The sequence below is a fragment of the Pedobacter sp. GSP4 genome, from assembly GCF_051857575.1.
Taxonomy (GTDB): domain Bacteria; phylum Bacteroidota; class Bacteroidia; order Sphingobacteriales; family Sphingobacteriaceae; genus Pedobacter.
Map to the genome: position 1 here is coordinate 123,371 of NZ_JBPZIR010000010.1, position 12,889 is coordinate 136,259.

The following is a 12,889-nucleotide window of genomic DNA, read 5'->3' on the forward strand; positions in this document are numbered from 1 at the left end:
TCAATTTTTGTTTAATTCTGTTCTAGCCCTGAACGCAGAACTTCTTCTTGTGGTATTGGATAAACATAACGCATATCGCCGGGAGGCAGCTCATAAACAACATTATTTATTGATCTGGTTAATGTTACTTTAAACCTTTCCTCCTGATTAATTCTCCTCAGGTCGGGCATGCGCTGCCCCCTAAATGGCAATTCCTTTCTCCTCTCATCCAGTACAAGTTTTAATGCATCACTAACGTTTGCCTGGGTGTATGGGATATAAAACCCTGTCCGATAGCGGTTAACAAGCAGGGCATTTAGATCTGAAAGCCCTTCATTTATCCTGCCTAGCCTAATCTGTGCTTCAGATCGGATCAGGTATACTTCATCATTGGCAATTCCTCCGAAGAGTTTGCCCGAATTATTGTAATTCCCTTTAAAATTTTTTCCGGAGGCATTATAAAAGACCACTTTTCGGAGGTCGTTTGTTAAATAACTTGAATATAGTAATGGATTTACATTGACCGAAGAAACCATAAAACTCATAAATGAATAAGATATTTGCCCGGCATAAAATAGCACTTCATCATTTCCTTTGGGCAATACCGCCGGAAATGGCCTTGCTGCAGCACTGTTCAAGCTATTGTAATTAATCAATGTCCCATATATTTTGATGGAGCGATCGGCATATTCAAATGCCTTATTGTAATCCTGCATGATTAGGCTTATCCTCGCCAGCAGCGCCAATGCCGCTACTTTATTTGGCCGGCTTTTATAGTCAGATTTTTCGGGCAGTAGTTTTTCTGCCTTTTCCAGATCAGCACACATAAACTGATACGTTTCGGCTAGTGTTGCCCTAGGTGGGTTAAAGTTAACATCTGCTCCTTCTCTGATTGGAAGCCCTTTATCGCTATTTGCAGAAGCAGGAACATAAGGGCGGGTAAACATCTGCAACAGGTGATAGTAACCAATTGCCCTGAAAAAAAGCGCTGACCCCAATATACTTTTTAGGGATGGTGCTTCTGCATCAGGCCTTAACTTTATAGCATCAAGAACGATATTGGCATAGAAAATCTGCTGCCATCCGTTTTTCCATTCTGCATTGGTCTGTGAGCTAAATACTTCCTTTTTCCAGATGTAGGCATTACGTTCGTCTGAAAAGATCAAAGAAGCGTATGCAGCATCAGAAAGCAAAAAATCATCTGTGGCGAGCTGTGGCAGCCCAGGTGCAATGTTCATCACATCCGAATTGTCCAATAAAGCCTGCATATCGGCCGCGGTAGTTGGAACGGTAAGCGCCTTACTCGGTTTTTCATCCAGATAGCCTTTTTTACAGGAGAATGTAAAGCACAACAATGCAATACACCATATATTTAAGATATACTTTTTCATAATAAAAGATTAAAGATTAATTTTTAAACCTGCCGCAACGGAAACGGGCTGCGGAATGGACTGATAATCAGGATCTATATTCCACTTGTTGGCACGCCAGATCAACCCAAGATTAGATGCATACACATATAACTGAGCAGACCTTAGGAAACCCATTTTCTTAGCATCCAGATCGTAAGAAAGCCTTATATCCTGAAGTCGGATATGATCGCCACGCGCAACCAGGGCATCACTGAGCAGGTAAATATTGTCGCGGTTGGTACTGGCAGCATCGGGCATTTTGGGTACTTTCGTAAATGCTTCATCTCCTGGCTGCTGCCACCTTAGGGCAAAATCACTATTTCCGCCCAATCCCGAAAGCACACTTGTATAATTCACGGAGTTGCGCCTCACATAATAACCAAACCGATAGGAAATATTGGCCGAAAGATTAAACTGTTTAAATCTAAAGGTATTCATCAATGAACCAAAAACCACAGGTTTTGCAGATCCGCTGAATACGATATTCTCTAAATTTGTAGCTGCAAATATTGCAGGATAATCTGTACTTGGCGCGTCATTGAGATAACCCTGAGGCTCACCAGTGGCATCTAGTCCGGCATAACGATAAGAATAGGTTCCATATAAAGGGAAACCCTCTCTTGGCAGCGTGCCTGCATCGGCCATTTGCGCATAGTTTCCTGCGGTTGATAGCGTGCCCGGAAAAAATTTAGTAACCCTTTCGTGGGTATAGCTGATCCAAAAGCTACTGTTCCATTTCAGCTTTCCTGTTAGGTTAACGGTATTTACATTAAAATCAAGGCCCTGTACTTGCGTGTTGGCCATATTGCCCCTAAATGTTGTTATACCTGTAGAGGGTGCAAATGGCATATCGGTAATCAGATCCAAGCCTGTTTTCTGATAAATTTCTAACGTACCTGAAACCCTGTTCCCCTTTAAGCCAAAATCGACCCCTGCATTGATAATCTTTACCCGTTCCCAGCGCAATTCAGGATTTGGTGGATTGAGTACGGTGGCATATGGCAGCCTGGTCAAAGTGCCCTGTCCACTAAAATATCTTGCGGTGGTGAGGGCCGAAAGATTTTTATCAATATTGCCGTTGTAACCAAAACTTAAGCGCATACGCAAAATGGGCAAGGACTCAATGCTATAAAAATCTTCTTTGGCGAGGTTCCAAAGCAACCCTGTAGACCATAACGGCACACCTTTTAAATTGGCACTTACCCCAAAAAGATTACTCCTATCCAGCCTGATACTTCCAGATAAGGTATATTTACCTTTGTAAGATAATGATCCGTTGCTATAATAAGAAAGAAAGCGGTCTACGGTACCTGTTTGCGCATCTGCAGAAGGAATTATATTTGTTGAGGCCGGATAATTGGCCTGTGGATAGGAACCGATATAATCTACAACGGCACTAGTGGCGTTGAGCGGGTTATAACCATAAAAACGGTTATTGAACGAACTTCCTTCCAGATCGCGCCACTCATAGCCGCCCAGCGCATTAAGCTCAAAATCAGAAAATGATGTTGTATAATTGAGTTGACCTCTAACATTTAGGGTACGCAGGCTGCTGGAAAACCTATCCATTATGCCGCCTAGCGGAACAGGGTATAAACCGGTGGCACCTGGAGTTAGCTGAGAGAAGCGGTTAATCAGGTTCCTACTAAAATAGCTTTCCTGGCTGTAAAGGTCGGTTCCTTGGCTGCTTAATTTGCCGTATTGGAAACTGGCCTCTGCATTAAGGCCTTTAAACAAACGGTAGCGCAAGGTAGTGTTTAGCCGGTAATCCAATCCTTCCAGATCATTATCTCTAAAGGCAATATCTTCTACAGGCCGATAAGCCCAATCTAAATAACCACTTCCTGCAAGGCCATCAATAAATCCCTGCCGGTAATCTTTAATCACAGCGAGGGCATTGCCATTATCATCTACCAGCTGCGCATAGGGGTAAATAAGCTGCCCTGCCGTCATTTTGATCGCACTGAAACCAGGATTGGGCCTGCTGGAAAGAGACCGTGAAAGCATTATATTCACATTCAGCGAAAGCCTATCGGCCAAGAAACTAAACCTATCAGCAAAATTAAGAGTCATGCGCTTATAGCTATTCAGCTTGTCAGACAGCTTATTATCATCAAAACCTGCAGAGAAATAATAACTGCTCACTGCATTGGCACCAGATACGTTTAGCGCATACTGTTTGGATACTGCAGAGTTGCCCATGTATTTCATGTACTGCTCACGAACATCATATTTTGAAAGTGCAGCAATACGCTCATCGGCCTCAGCAGCAGTAATTTTACCATCACGTTTGGCAATCAGCAATTCTACCACAGGTGTTAAAGGGGCTTTTAGCACCGATGATTCTGTACCCGAATAAAATCCCTTGGCAAAAAGCACTTTTTCTACAGTTATAAAATCCTGGGTGGACATAGACTGGTTTTTCATCAGATCGGGCTGCCCAGTGAAGTTAAAATTCACTGTTCCGGCAACTTGAAGTGGCTGGTTATTTTTAGCCCGTTTAGAGGTGATAACAATTACCCCATTTGCTGAACGGGCTCCCCAGATAGAAGCTGCAGCAGCATCTTTTAACACCGTAACACTCTCTATATCATTTGGGTTGATATTGGCAATATCACCATCATAAGGAAAATTATCTAGCACGATAAGCGGCTGGGTATTGGCATAAAGCGTACTTTGCCCACGGATGCCAATTGAAACCTGTTCGTTAGCTACACCCCTTGTCCGATTGAAAACAAGACCAGGAACCACATCGCGCAACCGGTCAATAATGTTGGTACTTACTGATCGCTCTAGCAGCTTGTTATCCAACTGCACAAAGGAACCTGTTGCCCTTTCCTTGGGCAATTTGGTATAGCCTGTGCTCACCGTTACTTCTTCCAGTTGGGTTTCTCTAGGTACAAGCTGTATAATTAGCCCGTTAACAGGTACGTTAAGCTGCTGTCTAACAATTCCGTGGCCCAAAAAGCTAACTTCAATAAAAACCGTTCCGGAGCGGAGGTCAATTACATCTTTTGAAAATGTAAAAGTCCCATCTTCTTTACTTAAGACCTTGGTTTTACCCAAGGTTACAGTAGCACCTTTCAACGGCTTACCGGTTTCGGATGAAACTACTTTACCACTTACCTGCGCGCTCAATTTCGCCATGCCTAGCATGAAAAACAGGAGAACATAAAAACAATATTTCATCACTGCTGCTATTTGGAGTTGTTTGCCAATTTATCTGCATCCTTAAAAATGAGCATAACTGTTTTAAAGGGCTTATTAACCAATTTCAGATTGTACTTTTCTAAGGCAGCATTAACTTCCGGAACGGAATTTAAATTACATTCCAGTTGCAGATCTACTGCATAGCTGATGCCTGTTCCGTTAACAATTGGATATGGATTTTCCTGCATAAACAGTACATCAAGTCTTCCTGTAAGTGCTGTAATCCACATATTCCGAAAAGAAGCGCCCAATCCATTTATATCAACATTTGATATCCCGCCCTTAGATTGTAACATTGTATTATCGCCGGTGCTTACCAATACGGTGCACATGGTTTCCATGGTTAAGGTATCTACCTGTACAGCTGGAAAAAAATGCTTCAGATCTTTGCGCATATGCGTGTAGAGCGATTGTTCTTTTCCTTCTGGTACAATCAGTTCATAGCAATAAATATTTTTTGCCCTCCATGTTTTCGGATCAGTTTTTCCTTTAACAAACATTATGGTACTTGGATCTTTCATGTTAAAAATCATCCTGTGTTTAGCGAACAGCATCTTCTCACTATATGCTGCCTCGTACATTTCCACTATGCCAAGATTGGTTACCGAAGCTTTTCTGAGTGCAGGATTAATCCAAAACCCCATGGATAAGCCATCTTGCCGGCTGCTGAGCATGCTATGAAAAATCAGGCCTTTTCCATTGCCGCCATTGCCTTCAAAAAACAAGGGCTTTTTTTTATCGTAGGTAATAGCCAGATCAGTTTTCTGGATTATTTTACCATCTTCTTCCCCTTTTATCACCTGTTCTATCCGCCCTGCGTTAACTTCTTCGTGAGATGTAATGGCTACTACTTTTCCGTTGCTACCTATCCATACATAATGAGGCAGGAGCCGATGTGGAAATGTTTTTGAGAGTATGATATCGGAAGTAACATAAGGAATCGCTCCTTTTCCCTTTCTTTTCAGGCGGTCGAAAAAGGGTGTCACCACCTGATCAGATTCGCGTGTTACAGAAATAAACTGAACTTTGCCTGCAAAACGCCGCTGTAGGCTGTCCATCACTGGCATCATGGCCACACATGGGGCACACCAGGTTGCCCAAAAATCAAGGATAACGAGTTTTCCTTTAAGTGAAGAGAGCTGCATAGCAGATACCTGTTTACCAGCCCCATCGGTATAATTATGCAGGTTAAGCACTTCTAAATCTGGTACAGTTTGCCCAACATGTATTCCTGATGAAGTAAGGTTTACAACATCTCCCTTTTTAGCCTGAGGGAAAGCAGGTAAAACCGCGAAAGGGCTGTAAAGAAATGCCCAACAGAGAAAAAAAAGTGGCAGATAACTATTATTGGTTTTCATATTTTAATTTTATTAGTTTGGTTAATTTGATATTGCACTAGAGAGAGCAGTAAACAGAATGGGATTAAGTTTTACTGATCAAAAAAATAAAGCAAAGGAAAACGGAAGCAGACAGGATAGGCTTTTAAAGGCCTATCTCTGCTACAACCTAGCTGCATCACCTTTTGCGGATGGTGACCACAGCCTGGAGAAAGGATATCCAGCTTAAAAAAATTTGGGCGTAACAATCCCCTTACGGCAGAACCGTTATTTTTTTCAGGTCAATCACAAAAAACAGAATTTTTCCAGTAGAAAAAGCGGGGGCATCTATTAAGAAACAGCAGAAAAATAAGGCAGGCTGTTATTATTAAGAACCAATTTTATTATTAACCGTTAGGTCCACCTGCCTTATTGAAAGCTATTCGGGGTTTTTGGGTTTTAAGGCATACAGCCTATCAAAGGGACAATTTGACAAGGGCACACATAAAAACAGCGGAAAATAAGGCGCTGAAAAAAAGCCAACACAGACTTCCCCTATCCTAGTTGGGTTTAATCTCTTTATCAAGCTTATTTTCTGTGTACGCATACCCGTGAGTTGTACGAGCCGAGCGGAATGGAAGAATAAAAGTGGGCTTCCCAAACCATAACCTCATAATGTTTCTCACGCCTTACGTTGAAATGGAATTACAGCAGAGCCCACTCTTATTTTGGAAGGGCTAAGATAGCAATTCCGCTATAAGAAATGGGATAAAATCTGCTGTCCTGCTCCAACGGCGTGAGATTTGAGGTTGCAAGACTCTTAGTTTTATCTAATTACTTAATTTTTTCTAATAAGTAAATGTATGCAATAAAATCGAGAATGTCAAGCAATTACATGACATTTTTATTTAAAATATAGAAGACATTGGTATTCTTAATTATTACCAATGATTAGTGAGAAAGAAAAAATAATTCTAAAAAACTTTGGTCAGCATTTAAAAAACTTAAAGGAAAAACAGAAGCTTTCTTATCGGGAGTTTTACAAGAGAAGTGGCGTTAATACCGGAGATATTATTAAATATGAAAACGGTGAAACCAGTCCTACCTTTATTACTTTAACCCGGCTGGCCATTGGATTAAAAACCCATCCATCTGTACTTCTAGATTTCGATTTTGAGGTAGACTTTAGTGCCGGATTAGAATAATCCGATCATCAGCATCCTGTTTTGCACATTCAATTGAGTTGAACCCGCGCTAAACAAATATTCCTATTCTGCTCTAACGGCTCTTTCTGACCAAAGCACTTATTTGTAGCCGATTTTTTCTTCGTTAAAATTTAGCCACAGATTAGTGGCGGTTAAGCCCATTAAAATGCAAAAGCAACTGCTGTAGTTTTTTGGGCAAGCTAATGGACAAGCCTAAATGTGCGGTAAAATATCCCATTAATTAGTTTTGGTTTTATGGCGAAATCTTGGTTTGCACCTAAGTATTAACAAAGAACAGTTGAAGCTAATGATAAGGCCAATATTAAACCATATTTATATGAAGAACGCTATCTCTTGCATCATTATTGATGACGACCCCACTGCCGTTGAAATATTGAAAGATCACATTTCAGCAATGCCCAGGCTCAAAATTGAGCAGATTTATACCAAACCGATTGAGGCGCTTAACAATATCAGCCAGTGCAACTGCAAATACCTGATCTTTATGGATATCGACATGCCGGCAATGTCGGGGATAAAGCTGGCAAACAGCCTAAAGCACAGATCGCATAATATCATCTTCACTACTTCCTACCCCGATTATGCCTTAGAAGCCTTTAAAGTTAGGGCCAAGCATTATCTTTTAAAACCGTTCAACATCAGCGATTTTGCCGAAGTGGTGAACGAGGTAATTACCGAGTACTATGATTCGCAGCATTTAGAAAGAGAAAACGACCTCGCCTTTTTCTTGCGTACCAACGGCGAACGTGGTAAACTGACCAAAGTACTCAAAGCTGATATGATTTATTTACAAGGCTCCAATAACCATGTTCACATTTACACCAGCGACCATAATTACTCTGTGTACATGACCATGAAGGAAATGGAAGAAAAGCTGAGCGACAACAAGCAATTTTACCGAGTACACAAATCATATATCATTAATACGCGCTTTGTAAAAGAAATTAACGGACACAAGATCGATCTGGGAAAGTACCAAGTACTAATGACGCCACAGTACAAAGAAGCTTTTATGGAATATGTAAACCGAAATATCCTGATCTCAAAGCGGCTTTGATACCAATTGATTGCAATCATTGTGTGTGGTTGCAGTGGTCATGGCAGTCATTGTGGTAGTGGTTGGATCGCCAGTTTCTGCCAATAAAATGAATTGTACTTTTCTACGGAAAACAAACGCTGTTTTCTTGCTTGCTTTTAAGTCGTTAATTCTCTTCATAAACGAACCTAGCCTTAAGAAAACGTGAAGAAGATCAACTTACACGAAACAGGTTTTAGCTGTTGTGAAGCTTAATTTTAACTCAAAAAACAAAATGAAAAACTGGTTAAAAAACCATCGTTGGCACATTATGGCCTGGTGTATCTTTATCCTCTACGAATATGCTTTTGTTGCAATGGTGATGAGATTAAACAGGCCCTTGTTAAGCTATGCTATTCATTACTCCATCAACATATGCCTTTTTTATATACATGCAGATTTTGTATTAAAGAAAACCTTAAGGCCCCAAAAGCCTGCCTATGCGGTAATGATCCTATTGATAATAGTTGAATTAGGCATTTTCTCCTTTTCTACTTATGCTGCAGACAGTGCTATATCGGTATCGGGCAAACTGGTTATTCCACACTTTAAAATCATAGAGTGGAAATTTTTATCGGCAAGCTTGTGGCGGGGAATTTACTTTTTGCTTTTTTCTACGGCTTATTACTTCATCAGCCGTTTTATACAACAAAAACAGCGGACAGCAGTGCTTGAAAAAGCCGCAGCAGAAAAAGCCCTCAAAGAAAAACAAATTAAAATTGAACTGGCGAATGCTAAAAACTGTTACCTTAAGGCACAAATTAACCCACATTTTTTATTCAATACGCTTACCTACATCTACAACAGCACGCACAAATCGGAACCCCGCGCCGCTGAAGCAGTAAGGTACCTCACCAAAATTATAAGGTATGCCTTAGAATGCGAACATGGTCCGGATATGATGCCACTTAAAGGAGAAATATTACAGGTGGAAAATCTATTGCAGCTAAGCAGGATTAAGCAGCCTAACCTATTTGTAGATTTCAACTACAGTGAGGAAATTGAAACAATAGAAATTATCCCATTGGTATTGATTAGCTTAACCGAAAATATGATTAAGCACGGGAACCTGAGTGTGCAGGAAGATGCCGGTAAAATCGACATCAGTTTAAGTGATGGTTTCTTTAAGTTAGAAACCACTAACCTTATCAACACCGGATTAAATGACCTGGGCTTTCATACCGGGTTAAGAAATATTAAACAGCGGCTTTACCACGCTTATGGAGAAGAAGCTGTGTTGACCTACGGCAGGGATGGGCAGAACCACTTTTTTACCAAGGTTCTGATTTGCATCGAGCGGGAAGATGCCGATCCTATTAGGAAAAGGGCTAAAATAGGCCACTATGATTTTTACAAAGAAACGGGCCCATAAAAAATAGGCCCGTTTCTTTTAACTATTGGATTTAAATGCTTCCTGCTACCAATTGATACCAAGATTAATTTCAAAACTTCCTGCCGTATAACCGCTTAACGAACCGGTTTGCGTAGTATAAGAAGTGTTAATGGTATATTTCTTTTTGTAATGTAAACCAACACCAAAACTCGCTGCTTTACTGGTATGGTACATAGCCGTAAAAAGTAACTGCTGGTTGGCCACAGCAAATTGTCCGCCGACATCAACAATATCCGATATTTCGGTAAAAGAGCGGTAAGCTAGTTTAGGCTGGAATATATTTTCGCCCAATGAGAATTTGTAACCTGCAGAGGCATACACCACCGGGGTATTGATCAGTTTAAAATTATCTCTTTTGAAATAATTTTTAAGGTTTACCATGGCTAAATCGACATTGAAACCTCTGGTTGTTAACCCCACACCAAAATCGCCATCGAAATACGTTCTATGATCGGTATTGTATGCGCCTATCTGGCCATCGTTCGGGTTACCGATAAGATCCTGCATATCTATCCTCTGGTTCATAAAACCGGCCGACAGGCCGAAATGTAATTTAGCAGATTCACTTAAGGGAAGGTGATAAGCATAACTTGCCAGGATACGCGTTTGCCTTTGCAGACCAGCTTTATCCAAGTTCATATTTAACCCAACGCCTACCCTCTCCCAGCCATAGGTTGCGGTTAGGTTCTGTACTACCGGAGCGCCGGGGATATCGTTCCATTGCGAACGGAAAGCTAAATCGACCGTTGCCCCCTCGGCTAGCCCGGCCATTGCCGGATTAGCGAGATAAGTATTGTTATAGTACTGGTTTAATAAGGGGTTGGTTTGTGCATTCACTTTCGAAATCCCAATAAGCGCTACCAATATCAATAATTTTGTTTTCATCCTTTTCATTTTCTTAGCGGTTTCTGATAATCGTGATAAATCCTTTTTGAACCAGTTTATCCGGTCCATAAGTAATGATGTAGTAATAGGTACCTTCGGCAAGTTCGTTTCCGCCAATGGTTCCGTTCCAACTGTTATCATAGCTTTTCTTACTGTACATCTGTCTACCGTTGCGGTCAAAAATCCTTACCTCGTTGCTCGGATACATATCAATGTTCTGTACAATCCAGGTATCGTTTACCCCATCGCCATTTGGCGTTAAGATGTTATTGGCTACAATTTTATAATCTTCGGAAACTTTGATGGTAATGGTTGCTATACTGCTACATCCACTGGCGTTAGTTACCCGAACGGTATAGGTGGTAGTTTGTGCCGGACGAACTGTTAGTACGGCTGTATTTTGACCACTGATGATTCCACCCGCGGTAGACCAGCTGTAGCTAGTTCCGCCACTTGCTGTTAATACTGCCGTTTCACCTTTACTGATCTCGGTACCTTTGTTACTCACAATATTTACCGTTGGAAGCGCATTAATGGTTAAAGTGCCATTTATATACACAAAACTGTAATTATTGGCTACCCCATTCGATGGAACAAGTGCATAAGTACCGGCAACATTTCTGTTTGCCGTAGTGTTTACTGTTGGCTTAGTGCTTAGAGCCGCATCGGCATCGCCTACTTTAAAGCCACTGTAAACCACTGTAAATGTTGGGAAACCATCTGACTGGCACATTACCGCATTATTTGCAGTAACAGTAAGCACAGCCTTGTTAATGGTTAAGTTTGCACCGTTGTAAGTGATTGCATAATTACCTCCCAATGCCAATGTACCTTTGTTGATGGCATAAGTACCCACATTCTCGCCAACAGCCCTGGTCAATGCTCCTGTGAAGCTATCGCCAGTTACCAGTGCCGGAGCAGAAGTATAAGTTAAAACTGGGTCAGCATCGCCATAGGTTTTGCTTTTCGCCGCAGCTGTAACTGTGATGGTTTTTGCACCGATGGTCAGATCTGCACCAACATAAGTTAAGGCATAGTTAGCGTTTAAGGCCAATGTACCTTTGTTGATCGCATAAGTACCCACATTCTCGCCAACAGCCCTGGTCAATGCTCCTGTGAAACTATCGCCCGTTACCAGTGCCGGAGCAAAGGTGTAGGTCAAAGCCGGATCGGCATCGCCATAGGTTTTGCTTTTAGCCGCGGCTGTAACCGTGATGGTTTTTGCACCGATAGTTAAATCTGCACCAACATAAGTTAAGGCATAGTTAGCGTTTAAGGCCAATGTACCTTTGTTGATCGCATAAGTACCCACATTCTCGCCAACAGCCCTGGTCAATGCTCCTGTGAAACTATCGCCCGTTACCAGTGCCGGAGCAAAGGTGTAGGTCAAAGCCGGATCGGCATCGCCATAGGTTTTGCTTTTAGCCGCGGCTGTAACCGTGATGGTTTTTGCACCGATAGTTAAATCTGCACCAACATAAGTTAGGGTGTAGTTGCCGTTTAAAGCAAGCGTTCCTTTAGTGATCGCATAAGTACCCACATTCTCCCCAACAGCTCTTGTCAATGCTCCTGTAAAACTATCGCCCGTTACCAGTGCCGGAGCAAAGGTGTAGGTCAAAGCCGGATCGGCATCGCCATAGGTTTTGCTTTTAGCAGCGGCTGTAACCGTGATGGTTTTTGCACCAATGGTTAAATCTGCGCCAACATAAGTTAAGGCATAGTTGCCGTTTAAAGCAAGCGTTCCTTTATTGATCGCATAAGTACCCACATTCTCGCCAACGGCTCTGTTCAATGCTCCTGTGAAGCTATCGCCAGTTACCAGTGCCGGAGCAGAAGTATAAGTTAAAACTGGGTCAGCATCGCCATAGGTTTTGCTTTTCGCAGCAGCCGTAACCGTGATGTTTTTTGCACCGATGGTCAGATCTGCACCAACATAAGTTAGAGCGTAATTGCCGTTCAAGGCCAATGTACCTTTGTTGATCGCATAAGTACCCACATTCTCGCCAACAGCCCTGGTCAATGCTCCTGTGAAGCTATCGCCAGTTACCAGTGCCGGAGCAAAGGTGTAGGTCAAAGCCGGATCGGCATCGCCATAGGTTTTGCTTTTCGCAGCAGCCGTAACTGTGATGGTTTTTGCACCGATGGTTAAATCTGCACCAACATAAGTTAAAGTGTAGTTGCCGTTTAAAGCAAGCGTTCCTTTATTGATCGCATAAGTACCCACATTCTCCCCAACAGCTCTTGTCAATGCTCCTGAGAAACTATCGCCCGTTACCAGTGCCGGAGCAAAGGTGTAGGTCAAAGCCGGATCGGCATCGCCATAGGTTTTGCTTTTCGCAGCAGCCGTAACTGTGATGGTTTTTGCACCGATGGTTAAATCTGCACCAACATAA

At 42.0% G+C, this 12,889-nt stretch carries 10 protein-coding genes; 4 read left to right on the forward strand and 6 right to left on the reverse strand.

All coding sequences use genetic code 11. The features are described from left to right. Positions 1–11 precede the first annotated feature (11 nt). From ACS5PU_RS21185 to ACS5PU_RS21195, 3 genes are read right to left on the reverse strand one after another with little or no spacing between them, the layout of a single operon-like run. Positions 12–1,370: a RagB/SusD family nutrient uptake outer membrane protein gene (locus ACS5PU_RS21185; RefSeq protein WP_439461166.1), complete on the reverse strand. Its 1,359-nt coding sequence runs from the start codon at positions 1,368–1,370 to the stop codon at positions 12–14. A 9-nt stretch (positions 1,371–1,379) separates the two neighbouring features. Then, entirely contained in the window at positions 1,380–4,538 is a 3,159-nt protein-coding gene (locus tag ACS5PU_RS21190) for a SusC/RagA family TonB-linked outer membrane protein (RefSeq protein WP_439461167.1), read from the reverse strand. A 50-nt stretch (positions 4,539–4,588) separates the two neighbouring features. Next, entirely contained in the window at positions 4,589–5,959 is a 1,371-nt protein-coding gene (locus ACS5PU_RS21195) for a TlpA family protein disulfide reductase (RefSeq protein WP_439461168.1), read from the reverse strand. Between the two features lie 58 nt (positions 5,960–6,017). Here ACS5PU_RS21195 and ACS5PU_RS21200 point away from each other — a divergent pair, with 58 nt between their 5' ends. The 3 genes from ACS5PU_RS21200 (at position 6,018) to ACS5PU_RS21210 (ending at position 8,200) form a co-directional block, all read left to right on the forward strand. Next, a complete protein-coding gene (locus tag ACS5PU_RS21200) occupies positions 6,018–6,167 on the forward strand; it encodes a hypothetical protein (RefSeq protein WP_439461169.1) in 150 nt (49 codons plus the stop codon). Positions 6,168–6,864: 697 nt separating this feature from the next. Next, the gene (locus ACS5PU_RS21205; protein ID WP_439461170.1) at positions 6,865–7,122 is read left to right on the forward strand and encodes a helix-turn-helix domain-containing protein; all 258 of its coding nucleotides are present in this window, start codon (positions 6,865–6,867) and stop codon (positions 7,120–7,122) included. Between the two features lie 337 nt (positions 7,123–7,459). Continuing rightward, positions 7,460–8,200 carry a LytR/AlgR family response regulator transcription factor gene (locus ACS5PU_RS21210; protein WP_439461171.1) on the forward strand — a complete coding sequence of 247 codons (741 nt, stop codon included), beginning with the start codon at positions 7,460–7,462 and terminating at the stop codon, positions 8,198–8,200. Here the strand turns inward: ACS5PU_RS21210 and ACS5PU_RS21215 are convergent. Then, on the reverse strand, positions 8,186–8,359 hold the full coding sequence (locus ACS5PU_RS21215) for a hypothetical protein (RefSeq protein WP_439461172.1): 174 nt from the start codon (positions 8,357–8,359) through the stop codon (positions 8,186–8,188). The genes ACS5PU_RS21210 and ACS5PU_RS21215 overlap by 15 nt on opposite strands. A 94-nt stretch (positions 8,360–8,453) precedes the next feature. On the opposite strand from ACS5PU_RS21215, the gene ACS5PU_RS21220 reads away from it, so the two are divergent. Beyond that, on the forward strand, positions 8,454–9,590 hold the full coding sequence (locus ACS5PU_RS21220; RefSeq protein WP_439461173.1) for a sensor histidine kinase: 1,137 nt from the start codon (positions 8,454–8,456) through the stop codon (positions 9,588–9,590). A 45-nt stretch (positions 9,591–9,635) separates the two neighbouring features. Here ACS5PU_RS21220 and ACS5PU_RS21225 read toward each other — a convergent pair whose 3' ends face one another. Then, on the reverse strand, positions 9,636–10,496 hold the full coding sequence (locus tag ACS5PU_RS21225) for a PorP/SprF family type IX secretion system membrane protein (protein WP_439461174.1): 861 nt from the start codon (positions 10,494–10,496) through the stop codon (positions 9,636–9,638). A 13-nt stretch (positions 10,497–10,509) separates the two neighbouring features. Next, a partial coding sequence (locus ACS5PU_RS21230) for an MBG domain-containing protein (RefSeq protein ID WP_439461175.1) occupies positions 10,510–12,889 on the reverse strand: 2,380 nt, incomplete at its 5' end.

What these genes read in the sequence shown, in the direction of transcription:
- ACS5PU_RS21185 (WP_439461166.1), bottom strand. Translation starts at nt 1,370, where the DNA reads ATGAAAAAGTATATCTTAAATATATGGTGTATTGCATTGTTGTGCTTT.
- ACS5PU_RS21190 (WP_439461167.1), bottom strand. Translation starts at nt 4,538, where the DNA reads ATGGCGAAATTGAGCGCGCAGGTAAGTGGTAAAGTAGTTTCATCCGAA.
- ACS5PU_RS21195 (WP_439461168.1), bottom strand. Translation starts at nt 5,959, where the DNA reads ATGAAAACCAATAATAGTTATCTGCCACTTTTTTTTCTCTGTTGGGCA.
- ACS5PU_RS21200 (WP_439461169.1), top strand. Translation starts at nt 6,018, where the DNA reads ATGGGATTAAGTTTTACTGATCAAAAAAATAAAGCAAAGGAAAACGGA.
- ACS5PU_RS21205 (WP_439461170.1), top strand. Translation starts at nt 6,865, where the DNA reads ATGATTAGTGAGAAAGAAAAAATAATTCTAAAAAACTTTGGTCAGCAT.
- ACS5PU_RS21210 (WP_439461171.1), top strand. Translation starts at nt 7,460, where the DNA reads ATGAAGAACGCTATCTCTTGCATCATTATTGATGACGACCCCACTGCC.
- ACS5PU_RS21215 (WP_439461172.1), bottom strand. Translation starts at nt 8,359, where the DNA reads ATGAAGAGAATTAACGACTTAAAAGCAAGCAAGAAAACAGCGTTTGTT.
- ACS5PU_RS21220 (WP_439461173.1), top strand. Translation starts at nt 8,454, where the DNA reads ATGAAAAACTGGTTAAAAAACCATCGTTGGCACATTATGGCCTGGTGT.
- ACS5PU_RS21225 (WP_439461174.1), bottom strand. Translation starts at nt 10,496, where the DNA reads ATGAAAACAAAATTATTGATATTGGTAGCGCTTATTGGGATTTCGAAA.